The sequence below is a fragment of the Enterobacter cloacae complex sp. IR5450 genome (genome assembly GCF_049238665.1).
GTDB classification, from domain to species: Bacteria; Pseudomonadota; Gammaproteobacteria; order Enterobacterales; family Enterobacteriaceae; genus Enterobacter; species Enterobacter hormaechei_C.
In genome coordinates, this window is the sequence record NZ_JBMKIC010000010.1 from 90,443 (window position 1) to 115,412 (window position 24,970).

The window sequence follows — 24,970 nt, forward strand, 5'->3', positions numbered from 1 at the left end:
AGGGAGCCTTTTTAATGTTTGTATTCAGCCGCTGCACAATCTCCTTCAGCCAATACTGTTATCCATACAGCGCCGCTATCACATAAATTTTCTCTTTCCCCGGCAATATTTCTGTTTCTCATCCGTCTACCTCATCAGAGACCATAATCATTCAACATAAACGAGGCACACATCAGAAATTTTGATATGCATGGAAAAGGTCACGGGCGTGGCTTGGGCCGCCATCGTATGGGTAAGGGCATCGTGATTGGCGCAGTCCTGTTCGTGGTGCTTGGCCTGCTGGTCATGTCCCTGTGGAACGCGTTGCTCCCGGCCATCCTGGGGGTTAAAGCCATTGGCTTCTGGCAGGCGCTGGGGATCCTGCTGCTGAGCCGCATTCTTTTCGGTGGGCTGGGTTTCCGTCCCGGTATGTTCGGTGCGCACCGCCGTATGCACGAACAATGGATGAATATGAGCCCCGAACAACGTGAGGCCTTCATTCAGCAGCGTCGGGCGGGATTTGGGCGCCATGGTCATTGCCGATGGCACGATGGCCGGGATGAAAAACGAGATGATAACGGTGCGAAAGCGCCGGAAGCCGAGTGAGCGATATGAAAGCCGGTGAGGCGGGGGAATCATTACTGATCTCGGCACTCAATGCCTGCCGCACGCGGCTAAAAGCCTTCATTCGCGGAAGGACTGCGGTTCGTGATGATGTCGATGATATTCTTCAGGAAGTGACCTGGCAGTTGATGAAAGTGGAACAACCGGTCGAGAACGTCGCCGCCTGGCTGTTTCGCGCCGCACGAAATGAGATGATCGACCAGGCGCGAAAAAAGCACGAGGTTTCACTGCCGGCGTACCTGACAGCAGATGACGAGGACTTTCCGGAGCAGGAGATTGCAGAAACGTTATTCGGCGTACCGCAAACGCCGGAGGAGGAGTATCTCAACATGCTGCTATGGGAAGAGTTGGGGCAAGCCCTGTCGGAACTGCCGCCACCTCAGCGCGAGGTGTTTGAAAAAACGGAATTTGAGGGCTACAGCATGAAGGTGCTGGCAGAGGAAACAGGCGACAGTGTGCAGGCGTTATTATCCCGCAAACACAAAGCCGTGCGATTTTTGCGTAGTCGCCTCAAGGATATTTATGAAGCGTTGACAGGGCAATAAACTTCGACCACTCTGAAAAACAATATTTTAGAGGGGTCGTTATGCTTCAACGGTTAGCAAAGAAAAAGGTGCTGTTACTCTCTGCTCTGATGGTTTCGGGGCTGGTCAGCGCAGAGGAGTCGCTTCCGGATGTGGTGAAGCACTTCAGTGAACAGCAGGACATCAAGATCATTAAGAAAATTGACGCCCCCGGCGGCGCGCCAGCGTGGCTGGGGCAATATCAGGACATGGGCGTGACGCTCTTTCTGACCCCTGACGGAAAGCACGTCGTGTCTGGCTATCTGTATGATGAGAAGGGAACCAACCTCAGCGAGGCCTTTTTCCAGAAAGAGATCTACGCCCCGATGGGCCGCGAGATGTGGAAAAAGCTCAATGCGGCGCATCCCCTGAAGGAGGGCGCGGAGAGTGCCCCGCGCAAAGTCTTCGTCTTTGCCGACCCGTACTGCCCGTACTGCAAGCAGTTCTGGGCTGAAGCGCAGCCGTGGGTGAAGGCTGGCAAGGTCCAGCTCAACACGCTGCTGGTTGCGTTTCTTAACCCGAACAGCGGGCGTAACGCCTCCGCGATCCTGAATGCGAAAGATCCGGTGTCGGCCTGGAAAGCGTACGAGCTGTCCGGCGGTAAAAAGCTGCCGAAACCTGAAGGAGCGGCGTCCCGGGAAACCGTTGAGATCCTGCAAAATCACCAGACGCTCATGGACAGTCTTGGCGCGAATGCCACACCGGCTATTTATTACCTGAATGAGCAAAACGAACTGCAACAGGTCGTGGGTATGCCAGACGCAAAACAGCTTGAGGCAATGTTCGGACCGAAGCCGTAAAAAGAAAGGCAGAAACTGGACGTTTCTGCCTTTATTCAGTCAACTACCCCAGCGTCCCCGGAGGTAATTTACTGCTTCCTGCGTCTGCGGCTGGTTAAGATAGTCTTCACGGAACAGGATGGTGCCCTTAACGTCTGGCAGTGAATCATTGAGGTCGAGCTGTTTTTTCAGCTCCGGTACGCCGCCGTTCACCGTCCAGTCCGGTTCGTTTCTGGAAGGCGCGCCCACTTTGTAGAACGCGATCCCGATATACAGACGGGTGTGGGTCGGTTTCACCACGTCAGCCCACCATTTTGTCAGCACATCGTAACGTGCCGCGTCGCGGGCGAAGGGCCAGTAGATCTGCGGCGCAATGTAATCCAGTAATCCCTGCTGTACCCATTTGCGCGTGTCAGCGTAGGATTCATCATAGGCTGCGGCGCCGCGCGTGTCCGAGCCTGCCGGGTCGAAGGAGCGATTGCGCCAGACCCCCGCCGGGCTGACGCCAAATTCGACCTCAGGTTTAGCCTGCTTGATCGCCCTGGAGACCTGCACAATCAACTGCTGCGTATTGTGTCGACGCCAGTCCGCTTTTGACGAAAATCCTTCGCCATAGCGCCTGAAGGTCCAGGCATCATTCAGGGGGGAGCCCGGCGTCTCGGTGTAAAAATAGTCATCGAACTGAACGCCGTCGACAGGGTAATGATTTACCACTTCCATCACCACCTGGGTTATCCAGCCCCGCACCTCGGGAATGCCCGGGTCGAGAACAAAACGATCCCCCGAGGTGCGGATCCACTCCGGATGCAGGACGTACACGCTCGAAGGATGAAGCGACGAGGTGCGGTTAAGCGCGGCGATGGTCGACGGCTTCGTGTTGGTGGAAACGCGGTATGGGTTAAACCAGGCATGAACCTTCATCCCACGCTTGTGCGCTTCAGCCAGCATAAACTGAAGCGGATCGTAACCGGGATCTTCCCCGATAGTCCCCGTCAGGGTATCTGACCAGGGCAGTATTTTAGAAGCCCACAGCGCCGTACTGTCCGGTTTTACCTGAAAGAAGACGGTGTTGATCCCAAGATTTTTCAGCTTATCGAGCTTGTCCGTCAACGCCCGCTGTTGCTGGGCGATGCGCTGGTCCGCGCTACGGCCATTCACCGATGAAACGGGAGGCCAGTCGAGACGGGAGACGGTCGCCAGCCAGATCCCGCGCATGGGTTCGTTAGTCTGCTGTACAGGTTTCGCCTGCGGCAGCGGGATTACGAGTGATTTAGGTGGTTTGGAAGTGCAACTTACCATTAAAAGCGCGCAGCCAAGCAGCGCGCCAGTCCGTTTTACGTGTCGCATCATTTGCGTGTTAGCTCCTGGGTGTCCGGCTATCCGTCCAGGGATTAAACGCCGGTTCGTCCTGCTCCCCGTTACCGTCATCGTGAAGGGAGTCGAGGTAGAGGGCTTCAACTTCCGCCCGCGCCCATGGGGTGCGGCGCAGGAACTTCAGACTCGATTTAACACTCGGGTCCTTGCGAAAACAGTTGATTTTGATTCGGTTGCCCAGTTCATTCCAGCCATATCGCGCAACCAGCGCGTTAACCTGCATTTCGAGCGTTACGCCATGCAAAGGATCGTTGGAAACATGTGCTGTCATAGGCGTCCGGTAGTCTCATTTTTTATGGGGATGTGATAAACGCTCAAAGGTTACAAGAAAGCAGGGGACGCGGCAATTTCAGCGTGAGGTTCTTCACCCGTGAAGGGTGAAGAAGATTTTCCGGTTAACGCTATTTTTTAAACAGTTCAGGTGCCCACGGCGTTGGGTCTACCTCCATAAAGGGCGCACGCTCAAAGCGGTACTTCAGCGCCCAGGGCACCGTACAGTCGAAAATCGTTTTGCAGGTGATCCCGTTGCCACGAATGGAGGGGCTGTAGTCCGGCGCCTGAGACGGATCGAGCTGGTGTCCGCGGATCCCCGGCAGATGGGTGATGCTGACATCGCCCTGCATACGGGTCGTCATCGCCCACAAGATGTCGTCGCTGTCGAAAATATCCACATCTTCGTCGACGAGAATAATGTTTTTAAGCTCGGAATAGGTGGCTAACGCAATGAGAGCCGCCTGACCCTGACGCCCTTCGTCAGAGGGCTGGCGTTTTTTCACCTGCAATATGCCAAGGAACTTGCCGCCGCCAGCGGTATGCGCATAGACGTTTTGCAGAAAACCGGGAATGGCTTCTTCCACCGCATTACGGATGCTGGCCTCCGTTGGCAAACCGGCCAGCGTGGTGTGCTCTTCGCCCGGTCCTACCAGGGTTTGCAGGATCGCCTGATGACGCATCGTGACGGCCTTCACTTTGATTACCGGTAAGGAGGGGTTAGCCTCCCCGCAGTAGCCGGGAAATTCCGGCATCGCGTGCCCGGTGTGGGTATGCTGATCTTCTTCTACGCGCACGCCCGGCAGCAGTTCGCCTTCGATGATAATTTCCGCACGCGCAATCGCTTTTTCATTTACGGCCACACCCTGCACCAGCTCGACGGGGGTCTGACGTAACGCACCGGCGACACCCAGTTCGTTGTAGCCGAAGGGCGTGGTAGGGGCTTCGAAACAGGCGCCAATATAGATAGCGGGATCGAGACCCATATTGATCGTGACCGGCAACGGTTTACCCGCCTCCTCGGCTTTCTTACGGAACACTTCAATATGGCGGCCCGCGGCAAGAAACATGGAGAGCTCATCGCGCTCCTGAACGCAGAGACGGTGAATAGTGACATCGGTCAGTGAGGCATCTTCCGGATCGCTTGCCAGCACCAGCCCCAGACAGAAGAACGGACCGGCATCTATCGGCGTGTTGGTCGGTGCCGGAAGCAATTTACGCAGATCGAAGTCCGGATTGTCGGCATAAAACACCTGTTCCTGACACGGCGCCTGGGCCGCCGGGACGACAACGGGAGCAATCGGGTTTTTCACGGCCTGGCCGACATGTTTTGCCAGTTCAGAGGGTTCGCAGCCCAACAGGAGCGCCGCCCGCTCGCGGCTGGCGTGCATTCCGACCAGAATACGGGAGTCGGGGTATCCCTTAATAGCGTTAAACATCATCGCCGGGCCAATGCGCGTCGGACGTTTTACCGTGCCGCCAGCACCAATATGCCGGTACACACCCGCCAGCTCCGCGTCAGGATCGACCGGATGGCTGGTTTCAAGGTATTGACCTTCATGGCGTTTTAGCAGTTCGATAGCACTTCTGAGATCGTTGATGTGGTTTTCCATATTTTTCCCCCCTCGGATGAATGCATCCATTCTTAACCGGACGAAGAGGGCTATCAATTGCATCATTTATGCTATTTTAATATGAATTTTATTATCAATAATAAAGGCATGGTATGCAGTTTCGACTGATGCGCAATTTTATCGTGGTGGCGGAAGAGCTTCACATGCATCGAGCGGCGGAGCGCCTTAACATGGCGCAGCCCGCGCTGAGTCAGCAGATAAAAACGCTTGAAGATCGTCTGGGGGTAATGCTCTTTAGCCGGGCGAATCGTCGCCTGACGCTGACGCCAGCCGGTGAGGCGTTTCTCAGTAAAGCCAGAGTCGCGATTTTAATGACCGATCAGGCGATTCTGGATGCCAGACAGACGGCCAGAGGAGAACAGGGCGTGCTGAATCTCGGATGTGTTTCAAGTGCGATATTCGACAGTAAGCTGCCCGCCGCGCTGCGGCTTTTACATGAGAAATGGCCCGCCATCAGCCTTTCCATGATGACGGGAAATGTGCAAACCCTTTATACCGGCGTGCAAAGCAACCAGCTGGATGTGGCCATTATTCGTGCCCCGTTACCGCTGCTGCCTGACGATCTGCAAAGCCGTCCTTTCACAACGGAAAAAGCCGTGCTGGCCTTACCTCGTCAACACAGCCTGGCGGGCTCCGCCGCGCTGACGCTTGCGTCGGTGAAAGAGGAGAAGTGGATCGCCCTGCGCGACCCGGAGGGGATGGGGCTGGAGCAATATTTCTACGATGCCTGCCACAGCGCGGGCATACAGCCTGACGTTGTGCAAAATGCCACCGATGTCCCCACGGTGATAAGCCTCGTCTCGGCAGGGTTTGGCATCGCCATGCTGCCGGCTTCAGCGAAGGCGATATGCGTACAAAACGTCGTCTTTGTGAATATTCTTGACCGACTCCGGGAGAGCGAGCTGACGCTGGTTTGCCACCGGATTATTCGCTCTGAGGTGCTGAAAAAATTGATGAGTATCCTCGATCATACCTGACGTCCGGCGGCCTGAAGAAGCTGTTCTCGCAGCCAGCGGTTAGCCGGATCCTGGCTGTTTTTCGGGTGCCAGTACATACCGATGACGATCGGCGGGAGATCCAGCGGCGGCGGAAAAATATCAAGCGTTTGCGTAAACCGTAGCAACATGCGTCTGGGTAAGGTGCAGAGCAAATCGGTACCGGCAACAATCGCAGGCGCCATCGCATAGCTTTGCGTCGACATCACTACGTTACGCTGGTGGCCAAGCCCCGCCAGATGCTGATCGACAAAGCCCGCGAACGGGTCGCCCTCGGATGAAACCACCAGGTGGGAAAGGCTACAATAGCTATCCAGATCCATCGGACCCGTACCGCGCGGATGGCCTTTTCGCTGGGCTGTGGCATATTCATCGTCAAACAGCTTGCGTCTGACCCATGCATCGTGCGCCACCGCGTTAACGTCGACATAAATATCCACATTGCCATTTTCCATCTGCGCTGGCAGCAGTTGGGTTTCCGGGAGCGCAAAACGCAGGCGGATACCTGGCGCCGCACTGCTAATCTGATTCTGCAACTCTGCCCCCAGCATCAGCGCCGGGTTCTCGTGCAAGGCAATCACAAAGGTGCGGTTGCTGTTCTGCGCGTTAAACGTGGTGGGTTCAAGCATCGCCGATATACCCTGCAAAACCGTCGCGACCTGCGGCCTTAACGCCTCGGCGCGCGGCGTCGGTAACACCCCACGTCCGTGTGGGGAAGGGACAAACAGCGGCTCACCAAACAACACGCGCAGGCGCGCAAGGCGGGCAGACATCGCCGGCTGGCTGATGCCCAGCCGCGCGGCGGCATGGGTGATATTCTGGTCCCTGAGTAACGCATCCAGCGTCAGGATCAGGTCCATATCCATATCGGAGGGGGACATCTTATTTTGCGTCACGGTTGGTATAGGTCACCGGAACCCACGCGTAGCCGTCCCACTCACCTTTCGTCACATAGCCGATCCCGGGGAAAGGCAGATGTGGCGCCGCAATCAGCGCTTTATTTTTCACAAACTCAGCGAAAGCAGCGTTGCGCACCCGGGCGGCGCCGTCCTGATCCTCATCGTAAGCAATCGTCACGTTGGGCTGTGGGAACTGAACCGCGGCAACGTGAATGATGTCGCCGACAAAAGTCATTTTTTCACCTTTGCTCTCCAGCGTGTAGAACGCGGAGCCTGGAGTGTGACCCGGGTGAACCGTACCGCTGATGCCCGGCAGAAGCTGTTCCGTGCCGGAGAAGGTCGTCACTTTTCCGGCATCCAGATAGGGCTTTAAGGTCTTGTGCGCGACGTCGAAGTAGTTCTGGTCATAGCCAGACTTTTTCTGGTTCTCGTCGTTAAAGAAGAAATCGATATCCGGTTTGCCGACATACACCTGCGCGCGGGTAAACACGCGCTGACCGTCTTTAACCAGGCCGCCAGCGTGATCGGAGTGCGCATGGGTGATCAGAATATCGGTAATATCTTCGGGTTTGATGCCCTGGGTCGCCAGGCTTTCAATCAGCCGCCCGCCTTTGCCGGGGCCAAACAGCTGACCGGAACCGGTATCCACCAGAATTTTGTGGCCGGGGATGGCGATATAGAACGCGTTAATCGACGCTTCCACCGGATTGGCCTGGAAGTTTTTAGCCAGTAACGCATCGGTATTTTCCGCCGTCGTCCGGCGCAGTAAGGCGTGCAGATCCTGCGGCACGCTGCCGTCCGTAAAGGCGGTGACAATCGTATCGCCAACCTGAACGCTGTAGCCGCCAGCCTGCTGTTTCACCACATGCTGCGGAACGCTGGCCACCGCGTGGATAGCGGGAAAGAATAAAACCGAACCGGCCAACAGGGTTGATATCGCAAGTTTTTTCACAGTAAACATGATGGGCTCCTCAATAGTAAGTTCATCATAGTTCAACTGCGATTTTTGAGAACCGCCGGGAAGTGAATGTGACCTATCCATGGAATGGATAGGTCTGAGAGGATGCTTTACAGCACGCCGGTACCGCCGTCAGAGCACCACACTTGCCCGGAGGCGTATGAGCAGGTATCGGAGGCAAACAATACATACAGCGGTGCGATTTCAACCGGCTGGCCCGGTCTGCCCAGGGGCGTATCTTCCCCGAACTTCTGAACTTTGGACTGCGGCTGGCCGCCGCTGGACTGAAGAGGCGTCCAGTATGGACCTGGCGCGACGGCATTCACCCGAATTCCACGCGGTCCCAGCTGCTGGGCCAGAGACTTGGTAAAGGCTACGTTACAGGCTTTGGTCTGCGCATAGTCCACCAGGATCGCGCTCGGTTTAAACGCCTGAACGGAAGTGGTGTTAATGATCACGGCGCCTTCCTGCAAATGGCGTAGCGCAGCTTTGGTGATCCAGAAGGGGGCATAGACGTTGGTCTTAAACGTCGCGTCAAAATCTGCCGTGGTGAGATCGTCGATAGATTCACAGTACTGCTGGCGTCCGGCGTTATTCACCAGAATATCCAGGCCGCCCAGTTCGGCAACGGCTTTTTCCACCAGCGTGTCGCAGAACGACTCCACGCGAATGTCGCCCGGAATGGCGACCGCTTTACGGCCTTCAGCCTGAATCAGCGCAATGACCGATGCCGCATCGGACTCCTCTTCCGGCAGATAGCCAATAGCGACATCTGCGCCTTCACGGGCATAGGCGATCGCTACCGCGCGACCAATTCCGGAATCACCGCCGGTAATCAGCGCTTTTTTTCCTGCCAGTTTTCCTGACCCGATATAACTTGTTTCACCATGATCCGGTATTGGCTTCATTTCCGATGCCAGCCCGGGGGCCCTTTGCGGTTGTTCAGCAAACGGTGGACGAGGGTAATGCAGCGTGTGATTATTTCCTGTAGACATACCGGCCTCCTTAATAGTGAATTCCAAGATTAGTCGTTAATTAAACGTAAGCGGGCAAAATTGACAAATTCAGACAAATCTATCTTCCGGTAGCGGATATAAAATATTTTCTCAAGCCAGCATGTAATACCAGAAAAGGGCGACCTCATCTTTTTCCGGCAGGGCGTTGTAAAGATAGCGATCGTAACCGCCGAGAATAAACCCATAGTGACGATAAAAAAGACAGGCAGAAACATTAACGTTCTGCGTCTCCAGCCGTAAACCGGGCGCATTGAGGCTTCGCGCCCAGACGTGGGTGGCGGACATCAGCTTGTGCGCCGCGCCCGTACGACGCTTTGAACGCTCCACGGCAATGTAATCCACCGATATAAATTTATTCCAGTTGCAGGACGCGGTAATAAAACCGGCGATTTCACCGTCATCCGTTTCGGCGATAAGAAATATTGAATCCGGATTAACACAATGATTTTCCAGCGTCTGGAGATCCAGTTCATAGGTTTTAAGATAAGGTTCGGTCAGCGCCTCGATATGCAAATCACCATTGAGAAAAGGTTCTCTGGCAATCTCATCGACCGTAAAAGAAAAATCACAGCATTCAAGACGGGCGAGGTCGGTGCTTAATCCTTTTCGAATATGCATAGTATTCCTTAAGTGGGAGTTATAAATAGATAATAGACGAAGCGGCATACTCTGCTGGCATAACACTCTGTAGATCCTGGTCTAAGCTTGTATTTCGTTCCGCGTAAAATGTGGTCATTCGAGGACAATGAATGGAATTCAGAACATGTCGCAGGCACTGGGGTGCTGAGTTTATTTCCGATGACGTTGTACGTTTTCGCGTCTGGGCAGAAGGGCAAAAAGATCTCACGTTGCGTTTAACCGATACCGACATTCCCATGGCGGCGGTGGGCGACGGCTGGTTTCAGATTGACGTGCCCGGCGTCAGGCACGGTACGACGTATCAGTTTGTTTTACAGGATGGAATGGCGGTGCCGGACCCGGCCTCGCGCGCGCAGCAGGCTGACGTCAATGGCCCGTCGGTGGTGATCGACCCGCGTCGCAGCCTGCCCGCTCAGCGCGAATGGCAAGGACGACCGTGGGAAGAGACGGTGATCTACGAGCTGCATATCGGCACCTTCACCGGGGAAGGAACCTTCAGGGCGGCCATCGACAAACTGCTTTATCTGGCCGAACTGGGTATTACGCAACTGGAAGTGATGCCCGTGTCCCAGTTCGGGGGCGCGCGCGGATGGGGGTATGACGGTGTACTGCTGTATGCCCCGCACTCGGCTTATGGTACACCGGATGATTTTCATGCCTTCATTGATGCCGCCCACGCGCTCGGGCTTTCCGTGGTGCTGGATATCGTACTCAACCACTTTGGCCCGGAAGGGAACTACCTGCCGTTGCTCTCGCCGGCGTTTTTCCATCAGGATCGTATGACCCCGTGGGGCAACGGTATTGCCTATGAGGTTGAAGCTGTCCGGCAATACATCGCTGAGGCGCCGTTATTCTGGCTCTCGGAGTATCATCTTGACGGTCTGCGCTTCGACGCCATCGACCAGATCCATGACGACGCTGAGACCCATATTCTTCCCGAGATAGCGCAACGGATCCGCGACGCCTTTCCGGATCGGCATATCCATCTGACCACCGAAGACAGTCGCAACGTGATTTTCCTGCATCCGCGTGATGAGCATGGTCAGACGCCGCTTTTCACCGCCGAATGGAATGATGATTTTCACAACGCCGCTCATGTCTTCGCGACGGGAGAATCACACGCCTACTATCAGGATTTTGCCTTTGAGCCGGAGAAAAAACTGGCGCGGGCGCTGGCAGAAGGCTTTGTCTACCAGGGGGAAATCTCGCTTCAGACCGGAAAATCGCGCGGGGTAGAGTGTCGCGAGCAACCACCACAGTTTTTTGTCGATTTTATTCAGAATCACGACCAGGTCGGCAACCGTGCCCAGGGGGAGAGGCTTATCTCTCTGGCTGGGGCGGATAAAACGCGCGTGCTGTTCGCGGCGCTGCTCCTGTCGCCCCATATTCCGCTGCTGTTTATGGGCGAGGAGTATGGCGAAACGCATCCGTTCCTCTTTTTCACCGACTTCCACGGCGACCTGGCGAAAGCGGTGCGGGAAGGGCGCGCGAAAGAGTTTACCGGCCATGCCGGGCACGATGAAACCGTACCGGACCCCAATGACGTAAATACCTTTATGCGGTCGAAGCTTGACTGGAACAAGGCAGACACGGAGGAAGGCAGGGCGTGGCTGCACGTCACGCGCGAGCTGATTGTGCTGCGTCAGCGCTTTATCGTCCCGTTACTGAAACAGCGGGGCACCGTGGAGGGTAACGTCCTGCAAACGGCGCTCGGCATGGTTGCCGTGAGCTGGCGTTTTCCGTCCGGCACGTTGTCGCTGGCGCTGAATATCGGCAAAAAGCCGCTCGCCTTACCGGACCTGCCCGGAAAAACGATCTTTAGCTGGCCGGAGGCAGCCGAAAACCTGCCGCCGAACAGCATTGTTGTTCGCTTTGCTGATGGAGAAGCAGCGCTATGATCCCTTCCTCTACTTACCGAATTCAGTTTCGCAACGGCATGACCTTTGACCGCGTTGCAGACCTGATTCCGTATATGAAAGACCTCGGTATCAGCCATCTTTACGCGTCGCCTGTTTTCACCGCAACCACGAATTCCACCCACGGATATGACGTGACCGACCCCAACGAAATTGACCCGGCGATTGGCGGGCGGGAAGGGTTTGACCGCATGGCGGCGGCGCTGAAACAGGCGGGGATGGGGCTGATTCTGGATATCGTTCCTAACCATATGTCGACCTCGCTGGAAAACCGCTGGTGGCGCGATGTTATCGAACATGGCGGGCAGAGCCGCTATGCGGCGTATTTTGATATCGACTGGTCCCGACCGCTGACGTTGCCGTTTCTTGGCGACACCTTTGAAGCCGAGCTGGAGAGGGGGACTATCACTTTAAAACGTGACAGTGTCACAAACAGCGCAGCGCTGGTTTACTATGATACCGCCTATCCGCTTAATCCCGGCACGTATGCCGAAGGCAAGAGCATCGCTGAGATCCACGAGGCGCAAAGCTGGCGGCTGATGTCCTGGCGTGAAGCGCCGAAACAGCTTTCATGGCGTCGCTTTTTTGAAATCACCGGGCTGGTCGGCGTGCGGGTAGAGGATGAGGCGGTATTCGCAGATACGCACCACCTGATCCTTGAGCTTGTCCACGCCGGGGTTGTCGACGGCCTGCGCATTGACCATGTGGACGGGCTTGCCGATCCGCTGGGCTATTTGCAGCGACTGCGTGCGGCTACCGGACCGGATTGCTACATCACGGTGGAAAAAATCCTCGCCAAAGGGGAACAGCTTCCTCCGGAGTGGCCCATCTCAGGTACTACGGGTTATGAGTTTATCGCCTCCCTGGCGGAAGTGCTGGTGGATGATACCAACCTCTCGCGGCTGGAGATGCTCTACGACGAGACGCTGGGTACGACCGTGGACAGGCAGGCGGAACTTCGCAACGCCAAAGGGCTGATGACCGATCGTAATTTTGAGGGTGAATTTACCACGTTGCTCAAAATAGCCAGCGAGCTGGCCGGGCATAACGGCGCCGAAGTGGAGCATGATGATATCCGCCATGCCCTGCGTGAGCTGCTTATCGCGTTTCCGGTGTATCGCACCTACGGCACCGCTGAGGGACTGACGCCACCGGATGTGGCGCTGCTCAGCCGTGTGGTCGCCAGCGTCAACGCCTCTGAACCCGCTCTGAGCCTGATCGTGCGTATTCTTACCGGCGATCTGCCGGAGCATGACCACGCGCTGGCCTCGCTTTTCCGCACCCGTTTTCAGCAACTGACCGGGCCGCTGATGGCGAAATCGGTAGAGGATACGCTGTTCTTCCGCCATAACCTGGAGCTGGCCCTGAACGAAGTCGGCGCCGACCCGACGCCGCGCGCGTTTTCACTTTCCCGTTTTCATCAGGAGATGCGCATTCGACTTGCCCGCCAGCCCGATGCGCTGCTGGGAACTTCCACCCACGACACCAAACGCGGCGAGGATGCGCGGGCGCGACTATACACGCTGACGGAAGCGCCAGATCTGTGGGGAGAAAATCTGGCGCGCTGGCGGCAGATGAACCAGACGCAGGTCCGATTCCTAAACGACGGCACCGCGCCGAACGCCGCCGACACCTGGATGATCTTCCAGGCGCTGGCGGGCGTCTGGCCAGCAACCCTGTCGCCTGAGGATCGTGATGGCCTTAAGTCACTGGAAGAGCGTTTCCTCGGCTTTATCGAGAAAGCCCTGCGCGAGGCCAAGCAGCGTACCGACTGGATCGACAGCAACGAAGGTTACGAGAGCGTGGTCCTGGACTACGTGCGCCATCTGCTTTCCCCGGATAACACCCTGTTCCTGCGTGATTTCAGTGCCGCACTCCAGCCGTTTATTCGGGCTGGGTTAATGAACAGCCTGAGCCAGACGGTGATCAAGCTGACTGCGCCTGGCGTACCGGACATCTACCAGGGCAGCGAGGGGCTTAACTTCAGCCTCGTCGACCCGGATAACCGCCGCGAACCGGATTTCGTCGCACTGGCGGAAAACCTCAGCGTAGCGGATGGCACCGTTTTTAACGATGCGCAACGCTGGCGAGACGGCAGCGTGAAGCAGTACGTTACCGCCACGCTGTTACGGCTTCGGCCACATTACCCCGCACTTTTCCGCTACGGCGACTGGCTGCCGCTGAAGGTAACCGGTGAGCGGGAGGAGAATCTGATCGTTTATGCCCGCATAAAAGATGACGAGGCGCTGATCGTCGCCGTGCCGCGTCTGGTGTTTGACGTCACCGACAATGCGATGCTGTGGGCCAACACTATCGTGGCCATACCCCAGGAGCTGGCCGGGAAGCACTACCGGGATCTGTTTACCGGTGAGCGTCGCCTTCTGCCAGAGACGCTGGATTTAACGTCTGAAAAGGGATGTTTGTTGGTTCTGCTTACCTGCGACTAATCGAGGAGAACAAAAATGCCAAAGGATACAACGTTTGAAATTCGGGCCGGTCATGGCCAGCAGTTGGGCGCAAATTATGACGGGAAAGGGGTAAACTTCGCCCTGTTTTCCGCCCACGCGGAGCGGGTGGAGCTGTGTCTGTTTGATCCTTCGGGAAAAACAGAAATCGCCCGCCTGGAACTGCCGGAATATACCCATGAGGTCTGGCACGGCTATGTGCCGGATCTGAAACCGGGGGCGCTGTATGGCTACCGTGTGTATGGCCCCTACGATCCGGAGAACGGTCACCGTTTTAACCCCAATAAGCTGCTTATTGACCCCTATGCCCGTGAACTGGTGGGTGACATTGAGTGGAACGATGCCCACTTCGGCTATGAGCTGGGACACGATGAGCTGGATCTCAGTTTTGACACGCGAGACAGCGCGCCATTTACGCCCAAATGTAAGGTCATCGACCCCAATGCCGTTGACTGGCAGGACTCACGCCGGCCCGATATCCCGTGGCCGCATACCGTGGTCTATGAAAGCCACGTAAAAGGCTTTACCCAGCTTAACCCGGCTATTCCGCCTGAACTGCGCGGTACGTTTGAGGGAATGGGGCATAAAGCCTCGGTGGAGTACATCAAAAGCCTCGGCATTACCTCGGTCGAGCTGCTACCGGTTCACTGGTTCCCTGACGATCAGCACCTGCTCGATCGCGGCCTGAAAAACTTCTGGGGCTATAACTCGCTCGGTTTCTTTGCGCCAGCGTCCCGCTATTACGGCCCGGCGGGCATCCAGGGTTTCCGCGACATGGTGCGTGCCTATCATGACGCGGGCATCGAGGTGATCCTCGACGTGGTCTATAACCACACGGCGGAGGGCAACGAGCTGGGACCAACCCTGTCGTTTAAGGGGATTGATAACTTCTGTTATTACCGCACCATGCCGGATCAGCACCGGTATTACATCAACGACACCGGCACCGGGAACACCGTTAATACTTCGCACCCGCGCGTGTTGCAGATGGTCATGGACTCCCTGCGCTACTGGGCGGAGTCGATGCAGATTGACGGTTTCCGCTTTGACCTCGGGACCATTCTCGGACGTGAGCCAGAGGGGTTCGATCCGCGCGGCGGCTTCTTTGATGCCGTGACCCAGGATCCGGTGCTGTCGAAGCTGAAGCTCATCGGTGAGCCGTGGGATATCGGCCCCGGCGGGTATCAGGTGGGGGGCTTCCCACCTGGCTGGGGTGAGTGGAACGACAAATACCGCGATACGGTACGTGAATACTGGAAGGGGGATAACGTTTCTAACGATTTTGCCGCCCGTCTGTTAGGGTCCGGTGATTTGTACGATCTGCGCGGGCGTCGTCCGTGGGCCAGCGTCAATTTTATCACCGCGCATGACGGCTTCACGCTGAACGACCTGGTATCGTACAACGAGAAACATAACGCCGATAACGGGGAAGATAATAACGACGGACATAACGATAACCGTTCGTATAACTACGGCGAGGAAGGGCCGACGGAAAACCCGGATATCATTGCCACCCGCGAGCGGCAAAAGCGCAACTTCCTCACCACGCTCTTCTTCTCGCACGGCACGCCGATGCTGCTGGCAGGCGATGAGTTTGGCCGGACGCAAAAGGGCAATAATAACGGCTATTGTCAGGACAGCGAGATCTCCTGGGTAAACTGGGAAGGACTCACTGAAAACGACGAGAAGCTGCGCGACTTTACCCGTCGGTTGATTGCCCTGCGCGCGACGCAGCCGCTGCTGCGACGTGAGAACTGGCGCGACGGGCTGGAGATCCGCTGGTTTAACGCCGGCGGCGGACCGCAGCAGTCGGAACAGTGGGACGAGGGTTCCACCCTTGGTCTTGCCATCAGCCGTCCTGATCTTGAGCAGGAAGAGGGCGTCTGGCAAGACGTGCTGATGCTGTTTAACCCGTTTGAAGGTACGGTGCCATTCCAGATCCCGCAGTTTGGCGAAGGGGGTTGGGTGCTCGAACTCTCGACGTCGGAGGATGCCCCCACGGGGGAAATCATCACTGAATCTGTCGATTACGAGCTGGCCGGGCGGAGTATCACCCTGTTCCGCCGTCCTTAAAGCGAAGCCGCCGCGCGTGCGGCGGTATCATACAGGGAGGAGATCGCGCGGAGTAACTGCGCGGTCTCGCCAATCGACGCGCCCGGAATACCGCTTTCCGCATGAATGTTGATCAGGCAGGCCTCCCGCACCTCCCGGTACTTCATGCACAGCGCTTTTCCCTCCTCCGTAGTGGAGAAAAAAAGCTCTTTTCCCGCTTTCTCGCTGGTGACGTAGCCCGCCTTGACCAGCTTTTTCAGCGCATACGTCACCACGTGGGTATCTTCCACGTTCAGCACAAAGCAGATGTCAGCCAGCTTTTTCTTACGGTTGCGGTGATTCACGTGGTGCAGAAGCGAAACATCAAAGGCCCCCATATCCGGTTCACCCGCTGCGGTCATGCAGCGCACCATCCATTTGTTAAACGCATTGCTGGTCATGATCAGCGCATATTCCAGCTCTGATAATTCAGCACACCGCTCTGAGACGAGATGACGGGAGGAGACGATTCGCCCGTCCGCAATATCGTCGTGGTTTAACGCTGTCGTCTTTTTCTTTACTGTCATAACGATCCTTCCCCCGAAATGTAAACCCGTCGATAAAATAAGAACATTTTATTGATAAATTGTTTACATGTTTTTGACGTTCAGATATAGCTTTTTAGTGCAGGTTCTGTGGAGCCTCACGCAAAACACAACATCGCGCGCCGTAATGCACCGGCTTCGCTCTGCTGCGAAGTATAAAAAATAGCCGTCGGCGCGCAACGCTCACTTTGGATAGGGTAACGTTTATGGACAGTTCTACACTGTTGCCACTTATCGGGATTCCGGTGGTGGTTATTGGTTTTGCACTGCGTTTCAACCCGCTGCTGGTTGTCGTGGTGGCGGGCCTGGCGACGGGCCTGCTGGTTGGCATGGATTTCGGTATGCTGCTGGAAACCTTTGGCGAAAAGTTCGTGAATAGCCGATCGCTTGCCACCTTCATTCTGATCCTGCCGGTGATTGGCCTATTAGAGTATTACGGGCTGAAAGAACGCGCCCAGGCCTGGGTCGCGAAGATCGCCAGCGCCACCTCGGCGCGTATCCTGATGCTCTACTTTGTTGCCCGCGAAGGGACGGCTGCGCTGGGCCTGATGTCGCTTGGCGGCCACGCGCAAACGGTGCGTCCGCTGCTGGCACCGATGGCGGAAGGGGCAGCTCTGAATGAATACGGGGAACTGCCGCAGACTATCCGCGACAAAATCAAAGCCCATGCCGCCGCGTGTGACAATATCGCGGTTTTCTTTGGGGAAGATATTTTTATCGCCTTTGGCGCGGTACTGCTGATTGATGCGTTCCTGAAAGAGAACGGGATCGAGGGGATCGAACCGCTGCATATCGGCCTGTGGGCCATTCCGACCGCCATTGCGGCACTGATCATCCATATGACGCGTCTGCTACGCCTCGATGCCAGCATTCGTCGCGACGTGATGGCCTGGAAAGCAGAGCAGGGTACGCAGGAGATCGCACCATGATGACCCTCATCACTATTAACCGTGTGTACTACCTGATCGGCTTCGTCGTGATGCTGCTGGTTGTGATGACCCTTCGCGATCGCGCTAACCCGAAACGCTATACCACGGCGCTGTTCTGGTTTCTGTTTGGCGGGATCTTCCTGTTTGGCGATCTGATGGTGCAGGAGCTGGGTAAGTCCCTGGCGTATCGCATTATTGGCGGCGCCGTTATCGTGATTGCGCTGCTGGCCGGTTTCGGGCTGGTCGGGAAGGGGCGTTATAAAATGTCCACCGAGGAGGAGCGCGTTGCCTCGTCGAACCGACTGAAAAACTGGCTGTTTTTACCGGCACTGATGATCCCCGTGGTAACGGTCATCGGGACGCTATTTCTGAAAGGCGTGTCGATTGGCGGTGTTTATCTGCTCGACCAGAAACAGCTTACGCTGGCGGCGCTGTGCGTGGCCTGTGTGGCAGCTATCCTCACCGGCTGGTGGCTGACAAAAGGTACGCCGCTGCATGCGGTTCGTCAGTCGCGTCGGCTGGTCGATACCATTGGCTGGGCGGTGATCCTGCCGCAGATGCTCGCCATGCTCGGCGGGGTGTTTGTGGTGGCGAATACCGGCGAATCGGTACAAAAGGTGGTCAGCCTGTTTGTGAACCCGGACAGCCGCTTCATGCTGGTGGTCATTTATTGCGTGGGGATGGCGCTGTTTACCATGATCATGGGTAACGCCTTCGCAGCCTTCCCGGTGTTAAGCGCCGGTATCGCTCTGCCATTCCTGATTAATGTCCATCACGGTAACCCGGCGCCGCTGCTGGCTATCGGTATGTACGCTGGCTATTGCGGCACGCTGATGACGCCGATGGCCGCCAACTTCAACATTGTGCCCGCCGCGCTACTGGAGCTAAAAGACAAATATCAGGTTATCAAGATCCAGATCCCGACCGCGTTAACCCTGCTGGTGGTAAACGTGTTCTTAATGTATTTCCTCGTGTTTCGCTAAGGAGCTGCAATGGAATTAACGCAACATCAGGCTGACGCCTTCGCCAGAATGCCGTTGACCTATTTACGTCAGGAATACCCGAACCACATTATGCATCTGCTCAACGATGACGGCGACGTTCTGCCGCCTCGCGAGCTGCACCCGATCTTTTACGGCTGTTTTGACTGGCACTCTGCGGTGCACGGCTACTGGCTGCTGCTGCGCTGCCTGCGTCTCTGGCCCGAACTGCCGTGCCGGGAAGAGATCATCACTCTGTTCGAAGAACACCTGACCAACGAGAAGGTGGCGAAGGAGTTGGCCTATTTTACCGCGCCGTTCCGCGCGTCGTTTGAGCGGCCTTATGGCTACGGCTGGCTGCTGGCGCTGGCGCAGGAGCTGAAGCAATCGTCACTGCCGCAGGCGGAGCGCTGGTACCAGACGCTGCAACCGTTAACGCTGGATATTCGCCAGCGGCTGGTGGATTACCTCAGCAAGCTTACCTATCCGATCCGCGTCGGGACGCACTACAACACGGCGTTTGCGCTCGCGCTGGGGCTGGATTATGCCCGGGCGGTGAACGATGACACGCTTGAGCGCGCCATCCTGGACGCGGCAACGCGGTTTTACCTCGCGGACACGCAATATCCTGCGCATTATGAGCCGGGTGGCGACGAGTATATCTCCGGAGCGCTGACCGAGGCCCTGCTGATGAGTAAGGTGGTGGAGGATTTCCCGGCCTGGTTCGATGCGTTTCTGCCTGAAGTGGGCGCCGTTTCTGCGCTGATGAACCCGGCAGAGGTGAGCGACCGCACCGACCCGAAAATCGCGCATCTGGACGGTCTCAACCTCAGCCGCGCCTGGTGTATGAAGCACATTGCCCGTGCCCTGCCGGAAAATCATCACGCCCGGAAGCCATTACACGATGCCGTTGCGCGCCATCTCTCGGCAAGCGTGGAGCATGTTGTCGGCAGCCACTACAGCGGCGGGCACTGGCTGGCGAGTTTTGCGCTACTGGCGCTGGAGTAGCGCTTAGTTATATTTTCGTGCTCATCCTGTTTCCGCAGGATGAGTGATTTTACGCAACCGACTCGCGCTGACGACGACCGCTACCGCAGAAGCCGCGGCGGCGACCCACAGTGCAACATGAATTGACCTTTCATCTGCGGCCAGCAGAACGGCCACGGCGGCGGCGCCCAGACACTGCCCGAACGTGCGCATAATGGATAAAACACCGGATGCATAGCTCGCATGCTCACGAATAACGTTGGAGAGCATTTCCCGGTTATTGGGACTCTGAAAGCAGCCAAACCCCATGCCGCATACCAGACTCCGCAGGCAGATATCCCACATTGTAGGGCGGTCGGGTAATGTCGCAAGAAGGATCAAACCCACGACAAAAATCACCAGCCCCAGGGTGGATATCGCCGGGGCTGAAATCGTGTCCGCCCACCGGCCTGCATGCGGCGCAATCAGTACGATCCCCAGCGGCCACGGCGTAAACAGCAGGGCAGACAACACCGGACTGTAGCCGTATTCGCTCTGAAACAGGAAAGGCAGTGCAATAAAAGTGATCCCCTGGCTGACAAAAGCAATCATTGACGTGAAGGCCGCGAGGGTAAAACGTTCATTTTTAAACATCGTCGGCGGCAGCAAGGGGTTATCCGTGCGGCGGATCTGCCAGATAAACGCCATGCCGCTCAGCGCAGCGAGCACCGTCCAGCAAAGACTGCCGGGGTGATAAGTAGCCTCCTGGAGGCTGTTCGCCGCCATGATCGTCGACCCCAGCAGCAGCGCCGACAATATGGCGCCCGGGGTGTCGAAGGGCGCTTGCTTTCGAACCGCATCCTGCGGCAGCGCTTTGACCGCCAGCAGTAAGGCGAGGGTGCCGGGAACCACGTTTATCGCAAACAGCCATTGCCAGCTCAGGGTGTGAAGGATCGTCCCACCCAATACCGGCCCGATAGCGGAGCTGGAGGCGATGAGCAGAGCGTGCAACCCCAGAATGCGGCCAAGTAATCGCCCGGGAAATACGGATCGCAGGATTGCGGGGGCAATACTCAGCGTCGCCGCGCCGCCGATCCCCTGAAGCACGCGCATACCGATGAGCACTTCGGGCGTCTTCGCCAGCGCGCAACCCAGCGATGTCAGGGTAAAGGTTGTCAGACCTGCCAGAAAAACGGGGCGATAACCCAGGCGGGCCGCAAGCGCCGCGAATATCGCCAGCGACATCGCGGCCGCCAGCAGATACCCGTTGGCGAACCAGACGGCAATACTGGCAGGTACCTGCATCTCCTGAGCCATGGAGGGCAGGGCAATGTTGATCATGGTGCCATCAAACACGCCCATTAAGGTGGTGGTCATAATTGCGGCCATCACCCGTGCGCGCGCCGGGCCAGGCAGTCCTTCGTCGCCGGGTTGACTGGAAAAGAGCATCATCATGTTGTCCTCTGAGAAGAGTGTATGGATGACAAAACTATAAAGATGGCTTTTACAGGGCGGAAGGCGCACCATTTGCACTTTATCGTTGCATGAAACGCCTTATCTGAATGAACAGGAATGAGCGCTATGACCGATCCTGATTTTAATTTACTGATTGCACTCGACATATTGCTGAGCGAAGCGAGTGTCGCAGGTGCAGCACGTCGTCTGAACCTCAGCACCTCGGCCATGAGCCGGACATTAAGCAGGTTACGCGACGTTACAGGCGACCCGATCCTGGTGCGCGCCGGACGTAACATGGTACTAACCCCGTGGGCCGAAGCGACCCGGGATCGCGCCAGACGTGCAGTGCACGAGGCGAGGGCGGTATTGCAGCCCTCAACTGAAACGTTCAGCGCGCGAAGTCTGGCGCGTCTTTTTACCATCAGGGCAAACGATGGTTTTGTGGTGGCGTTTGGGCCTGCGCTTATAGCGGCTGTGGCCGACGCCGCGCCGGACGTCTGTATACGCTTTGCGCCTAAGCCGGAAAAAACGTCGCGCTATCTTCGGGAAGGGCTGGTTGATCTGGAGATTGGCGTCCAGAGCAATATGGGGCCTGAAATACGGCTGCAACGACTGTTTGAGGATCGGTTTGTGGGCGTCGTGCGTAAGGGACACCCGCTGGCTAAGCAGGCAGAAATAGGCGTGAAGGATTATGTCGCCTGGGGCCATGTGGTAGCGTCACCCGAGGGCGCGTTGCACGGTTCCGTTGACGATGCGCTGGCCGAACTGGGGACAAAACGTAAAATCGCCAGCGTCGTACCGGGATTTCCGACGGCACTGTCCGTGGCGCTGGAATCGGATCTTATCACCATGATACCCGCGCTCTATTTACTCAATCAGCAGGTAACGGACCAGGTACATCTGTTCGAGCTGCCGTTCAAAAGCCGTCGTATTACGGTTTCACAGATGTGGCACCCAAGAATGGAACGCGATCCTGGTCACCGCTGGTTGAGAGAGCAAATTCTTGCGATATGTGGTGTGGAGAGGTCAGACATGATTAAGGGCTCTGTATAGCGATTGCTATACACGCCGCTTATGCTATGCTTGTAAAGCAATTGCTATGCAAGAGGTATACCCATGAAATCAGATGTTCAACTCAATCTCAGAGCCAAAGAATCCCAGCGGGCGCTTATCGATGCCGCCGCAGAGATCCTCCATAAATCACGTACAGACTTCATTCTGGAGATGGCCTGTCAGGCAGCCGAGAATGTTATCCTCGATCGACGTGTATTCAATTTTAACGATGAACAGTACGCAGAGTTCATTGACATGCTCGATGCCCCGGTCGCGGACGATCCTGCCATAGAAAAACTGCTGGCAAGGAAACCGCAGTGGGGCGTGTAACAGCACCAGAGCCCTTATCCAGCGTCCATCAACTGGGGGAGTTCGTCAGCGGAGAGGCCGTGCTTGACGAATGGCTAAAACAAAGAGGTCTGAAAAACCAGGCGCTCGGCGCAGCCCGAACGTTTGTCATTTGTAAAACGGGCACGAAGCAGGTCGCGGGATTTTACTCACTGGGTACCGGCAGCGTTAACCATACGCAAGCGACAGGTAATCTGCGGCGTAACATGCCGGATCCCATTCCCGTGATTATACTTGCCCGTCTGGCTGTTGATGTCTCGTTATGCGGAAACGGGTTGGGAGCCGATTTACTCCACGATGCGGTTTTACGCTGTTATCGGGTAGCTGAGAATATTGGGGTGCGGGCGATCATGGTTCATGCACTCACTGAGGAAGCCAAAGCGTTTTATATCCACCATGGTTTTAAAGCCTCGCAGACTCAGGAACGGACACTGTTTCTCCGGCTTCCTCAGTAGAGGCAAAGGAAAGGGTGGGATGCGATGGGCTTATCTGATGAGTGATAGGATTCATAGTATTTCATTTAACTATTCTGGGTTTACGGGTGCTACATAACTAAATCTATAATCAAAAAATTTTGCAATATCCTGTATTAAAATAACTTTATTCATGAAACAATCAAAATCACACAGTTATGAACTCAGTTTGAGTTCATAACTGTGTGAAAATCGGGCCATAATTTATACAAAATTGCGATTGTTTGTTCATGAGCCTGCTTTTCTGATTTCGTGATTAATATCACATTTTTATTTAGGCCCGCTTATCGCTCAAAGCGGCCATATCAAATGGATGCATGACAGGATTGGTTAGTAGCAGGAAGAGGACGTTTGGGCATCTGGCCCACATGAACAGCGCGTCTTTGTCCGGAGCATTTGCTGATGTTGGTGACGCCTTTGAAATGCAGCGTGAACCACAGCATGGCCTGCCATTGAATACCTGCTGATTTCTAAACAACTTTATGAGGTTCGATCTGGCGGAAGAGGGCAGAAGGACGTTAAGAAAAGTGACGACTCCACTTCCCAATAAAACGGCAACCAATAATGCTGCATATGTAATCGAAGGAATCTCCCTCGTTTCTTCGTGATAGTGCCAGCATCCACGCCAGCAATGTGTTGGCCATCATCATGGCTATCTTGCCAGGAAAAGCGATAAGTAATTCTCGTTTCTGGTGACATGAAATGTGTAAAAATCACTTTTGCCGAATGAGAGTTACCGCGAGTCTGCGCTGTGGTCCGTGACGCTCTGATTCATCCGCTCTGTAAGACAGTGACTATCCCTCCGATTCATCATAAACAAGGAAAGACCATGTTCGGATTCTTTAAAAAGAAAAAACCTGACGCTGCGCCCGGGCAGGGTTCCCGACTGACGGCGCAACAGTTTATCGCGCTGACGCTGAGTGATGAAAAGCTGTCAATGCCTGTGTATCTGCCGGGGATCCGCAGTGAGGCCGAATGCGACGAACTGGGTTTATGGCCACTCATCTACATCTGGAATGTGGATCGTGCCGCTGGCACGTTCAGCCTTTCTGTTAACGGTAAAGCCATCGCCCACCTCCTTGAGCCTTTCGTGCCCCGTGAAGACCAAGCGTATGTCGAAATTCGTGATGAAGCGATGAAGGTTATCGCTGAGGCTTCAACGCAGTCCGTGCTGGCAACCATAGAGAAAACGGGCCTCATGCCCGATGTTTTGTTCGCGTACCACGCTGAGGATGTACAGCAGGAGCAGGGCTAACCGTCAGGGAGTGCGTGAGATTACGCCAGGGATTTTATTAGTCAGTCCTGTCAACCTAATGCTAAATATTCGTCAAGAAATGCTTCAGGTTGCCGAAATATACGATAAGCGTTATTCAAGAACATAACTAAAAGGATGGATCCATATGAAGAAACTGCTGCTTCTTGTTCCGCTCGTGTTTGCTGCTCCGGTACTGGCTTCTGAAGTGACGGTGGGTCAGGTTTGCAAGGCTGTTTCTGCGGCAATGTTCGGTCGTGACCTCAAAATCATGCGGCTGGATAAAGTCGAGTCAGGTATTGCTTACGTAAGCGAACTTGACCAGCAGCTCAAGGGCGTGAGCCAAGGAGTGCAAACGACGCGAACCATGCTCGCGGAACGGCAGGAAAGCGATCGGAGGCAAGTGTTAAGCAGCCTTGAAACGTTGTCTTCCGACGTCCCGGCAGCACTGGTGCAGCATTTGACCCCACTAACCCAGGCAATTGAGTCTCTGCAAACCAGCCAGCAGGCGTTGACCGAGGCAGTGAGCCAGCAAAAGAGCTATCTGGAGGCGCAAAGTGCCGCAAGTCAGGGTAGATTCCGCTACGTTGTCATCATTTTTGCCCTGTTTGCTACCTCAACGCTAGCTTATATCGGCTATGACATCTGGAAAAATTTAACTCCCTGACAGGGCGAAATTGCGTTGCGTCTAACACTTTTTTCAGGACGTCATTTCGACCTGACTGGCGATGAGCGTATCCACTTTACTCTGTACTGGAATCAGC

23 protein-coding genes and 1 pseudogene are annotated in these 24,970 nt (G+C 55.8%); 15 read left to right on the forward strand and 9 right to left on the reverse strand.

Features of this window, described 5'->3' with window-relative positions:
* Positions 1 to 171: 171 nt before the first annotated feature.
* The 3 genes from ACOTYB_RS10625 to dsbG are packed head-to-tail and all read left to right on the forward strand — an operon-like array spanning position 172 to position 1,966.
* Complete coding sequence (locus ACOTYB_RS10625) at positions 172 to 585, forward strand: hypothetical protein (RefSeq protein WP_015570500.1); 414 nt, start codon at positions 172 to 174, stop codon at positions 583 to 585.
* Positions 582 to 1,148 carry an RNA polymerase sigma factor gene (locus ACOTYB_RS10630; RefSeq protein WP_250018382.1) on the forward strand — a complete coding sequence of 189 codons (567 nt, stop codon included), beginning with the start codon at positions 582 to 584 and terminating at the stop codon, positions 1,146 to 1,148. The genes ACOTYB_RS10625 and ACOTYB_RS10630 overlap by 4 nt, the downstream gene beginning before the upstream one ends.
* Before the next feature lie 41 nt (positions 1,149 to 1,189).
* Positions 1,190 to 1,966 (forward strand): thiol:disulfide interchange protein DsbG, encoded by a 777-nt coding sequence (dsbG, locus tag ACOTYB_RS10635; RefSeq protein WP_110115468.1) that lies wholly within the window; start codon positions 1,190 to 1,192, stop codon positions 1,964 to 1,966.
* A 39-nt stretch (positions 1,967 to 2,005) separates the two neighbouring features.
* Here the strand turns inward: dsbG and ACOTYB_RS10640 are convergent, their stop codons facing one another.
* The 3 genes from ACOTYB_RS10640 to ACOTYB_RS10650 form a co-directional block, all read right to left on the reverse strand.
* Positions 2,006 to 3,295, reverse strand: a complete 1,290-nt coding sequence (locus tag ACOTYB_RS10640; RefSeq protein ID WP_409248862.1) for a glycoside hydrolase family 10 protein — start codon at positions 3,293 to 3,295, stop codon at positions 2,006 to 2,008.
* Positions 3,296 to 3,302: 7 nt separating this feature from the next.
* Entirely contained in the window at positions 3,303 to 3,590 is a 288-nt protein-coding gene (locus ACOTYB_RS10645; RefSeq protein WP_003857097.1) for a VF530 family DNA-binding protein, read from the reverse strand.
* A 130-nt stretch (positions 3,591 to 3,720) separates the two neighbouring features.
* Positions 3,721 to 5,202, reverse strand: a complete 1,482-nt coding sequence (locus ACOTYB_RS10650) for a UbiD family decarboxylase (RefSeq protein ID WP_061856103.1) — start codon at positions 5,200 to 5,202, stop codon at positions 3,721 to 3,723.
* 113 nt (positions 5,203 to 5,315) lie between these two features.
* On the opposite strand from ACOTYB_RS10650, the gene ACOTYB_RS10655 reads away from it, so the two are divergent.
* A complete protein-coding gene (locus tag ACOTYB_RS10655; protein WP_045342960.1) occupies positions 5,316 to 6,200 on the forward strand; it encodes a LysR substrate-binding domain-containing protein in 885 nt (294 codons plus the stop codon).
* Here ACOTYB_RS10655 and ACOTYB_RS10660 read toward each other — a convergent pair.
* From ACOTYB_RS10660 to ACOTYB_RS10675, 4 genes are all read right to left on the reverse strand, one after another.
* Entirely contained in the window at positions 6,191 to 7,099 is a 909-nt protein-coding gene (locus ACOTYB_RS10660; protein WP_126542370.1) for a LysR family transcriptional regulator, read from the reverse strand. The two genes, ACOTYB_RS10655 and ACOTYB_RS10660, sit on opposite strands and share 10 nt — an antisense overlap.
* A gap of 1 nt (position 7,100) precedes the next feature.
* Positions 7,101 to 8,078 (reverse strand): MBL fold metallo-hydrolase, encoded by a 978-nt coding sequence (locus ACOTYB_RS10665; protein WP_409248865.1) that lies wholly within the window; start codon positions 8,076 to 8,078, stop codon positions 7,101 to 7,103.
* 107 nt (positions 8,079 to 8,185) lie between these two features.
* Positions 8,186 to 9,070, reverse strand: a complete 885-nt coding sequence (locus tag ACOTYB_RS10670; RefSeq protein WP_022651207.1) for an SDR family oxidoreductase — start codon at positions 9,068 to 9,070, stop codon at positions 8,186 to 8,188.
* 111 nt (positions 9,071 to 9,181) lie between these two features.
* A complete protein-coding gene (locus ACOTYB_RS10675; protein ID WP_003857109.1) occupies positions 9,182 to 9,709 on the reverse strand; it encodes a GNAT family N-acetyltransferase in 528 nt (175 codons plus the stop codon).
* A 131-nt stretch (positions 9,710 to 9,840) separates the two neighbouring features.
* On the opposite strand from ACOTYB_RS10675, the gene treZ reads away from it, so the two are divergent.
* Genes treZ through glgX form a run of 3 tightly spaced genes read left to right on the forward strand, consistent with a single transcriptional unit; the run spans position 9,841 to position 16,184 of the window.
* Complete coding sequence (treZ, locus tag ACOTYB_RS10680; RefSeq protein ID WP_220316894.1) at positions 9,841 to 11,628, forward strand: malto-oligosyltrehalose trehalohydrolase; 1,788 nt, start codon at positions 9,841 to 9,843, stop codon at positions 11,626 to 11,628.
* Positions 11,625 to 14,093 carry a malto-oligosyltrehalose synthase gene (treY, locus tag ACOTYB_RS10685; protein ID WP_048244093.1) on the forward strand — a complete coding sequence of 823 codons (2,469 nt, stop codon included), beginning with the start codon at positions 11,625 to 11,627 and terminating at the stop codon, positions 14,091 to 14,093. The genes treZ and treY overlap by 4 nt, the downstream gene beginning before the upstream one ends.
* A gap of 15 nt (positions 14,094 to 14,108) precedes the next feature.
* Positions 14,109 to 16,184, forward strand: coding sequence for a glycogen debranching protein GlgX (gene glgX / locus ACOTYB_RS10690; RefSeq protein WP_003857116.1), 2,076 nt, complete (start codon positions 14,109 to 14,111; stop codon positions 16,182 to 16,184).
* Here the strand turns inward: glgX and ACOTYB_RS10695 are convergent.
* On the reverse strand, positions 16,181 to 16,729 hold the full coding sequence (locus ACOTYB_RS10695; RefSeq protein WP_003857118.1) for a winged helix DNA-binding protein: 549 nt from the start codon (positions 16,727 to 16,729) through the stop codon (positions 16,181 to 16,183). The two genes, glgX and ACOTYB_RS10695, sit on opposite strands and share 4 nt — an antisense overlap.
* A 224-nt stretch (positions 16,730 to 16,953) precedes the next feature.
* On the opposite strand from ACOTYB_RS10695, the gene ACOTYB_RS10700 reads away from it, so the two are divergent.
* The 3 genes from ACOTYB_RS10700 to ACOTYB_RS10710 are packed head-to-tail and all read left to right on the forward strand — an operon-like array spanning position 16,954 to position 19,664.
* Positions 16,954 to 17,676 (forward strand): DUF969 domain-containing protein, encoded by a 723-nt coding sequence (locus tag ACOTYB_RS10700; RefSeq protein ID WP_003857121.1) that lies wholly within the window; start codon positions 16,954 to 16,956, stop codon positions 17,674 to 17,676.
* Entirely contained in the window at positions 17,673 to 18,659 is a 987-nt protein-coding gene (locus tag ACOTYB_RS10705; RefSeq protein WP_003857123.1) for a DUF979 domain-containing protein, read from the forward strand. Before ACOTYB_RS10700 ends, ACOTYB_RS10705 begins: the two co-directional genes overlap by 4 nt.
* Positions 18,660 to 18,668: 9 nt before the next feature.
* On the forward strand, positions 18,669 to 19,664 hold the full coding sequence (locus ACOTYB_RS10710; protein ID WP_126524895.1) for a DUF2891 domain-containing protein: 996 nt from the start codon (positions 18,669 to 18,671) through the stop codon (positions 19,662 to 19,664).
* Positions 19,665 to 19,685: 21 nt separating this feature from the next.
* On the opposite strand, the gene ACOTYB_RS10715 is transcribed toward ACOTYB_RS10710, so the two are convergent.
* Positions 19,686 to 21,074 carry an MFS transporter gene (locus ACOTYB_RS10715; protein ID WP_063401776.1) on the reverse strand — a complete coding sequence of 463 codons (1,389 nt, stop codon included), beginning with the start codon at positions 21,072 to 21,074 and terminating at the stop codon, positions 19,686 to 19,688.
* Positions 21,075 to 21,203: 129 nt separating this feature from the next.
* On the opposite strand from ACOTYB_RS10715, the gene ACOTYB_RS10720 reads away from it, so the two are divergent.
* The 5 genes and pseudogenes from ACOTYB_RS10720 to ACOTYB_RS10740 all read left to right on the forward strand — a co-directional run.
* A complete protein-coding gene (locus ACOTYB_RS10720; RefSeq protein ID WP_126524894.1) occupies positions 21,204 to 22,133 on the forward strand; it encodes a LysR family transcriptional regulator in 930 nt (309 codons plus the stop codon).
* 63 nt (positions 22,134 to 22,196) lie between these two features.
* Positions 22,197 to 22,463, forward strand: coding sequence for a DUF1778 domain-containing protein (locus ACOTYB_RS10725; RefSeq protein ID WP_045336276.1), 267 nt, complete (start codon positions 22,197 to 22,199; stop codon positions 22,461 to 22,463).
* The gene (locus tag ACOTYB_RS10730; RefSeq protein ID WP_409248866.1) at positions 22,451 to 22,936 is read left to right on the forward strand and encodes a GNAT family N-acetyltransferase; all 486 of its coding nucleotides are present in this window, start codon (positions 22,451 to 22,453) and stop codon (positions 22,934 to 22,936) included. Before ACOTYB_RS10725 ends, ACOTYB_RS10730 begins: the two co-directional genes overlap by 13 nt.
* Positions 22,937 to 23,783: 847 nt before the next feature.
* The gene (locus ACOTYB_RS10735; RefSeq protein WP_007697902.1) at positions 23,784 to 24,209 is read left to right on the forward strand and encodes a hypothetical protein; all 426 of its coding nucleotides are present in this window, start codon (positions 23,784 to 23,786) and stop codon (positions 24,207 to 24,209) included.
* A 145-nt stretch (positions 24,210 to 24,354) separates the two neighbouring features.
* Positions 24,355 to 24,531 (forward strand): annotated as a pseudogene (locus ACOTYB_RS10740) (hypothetical protein); the annotation flags it as partial.
* Between the last annotated feature and the right edge of the window lie 439 nt (positions 24,532 to 24,970).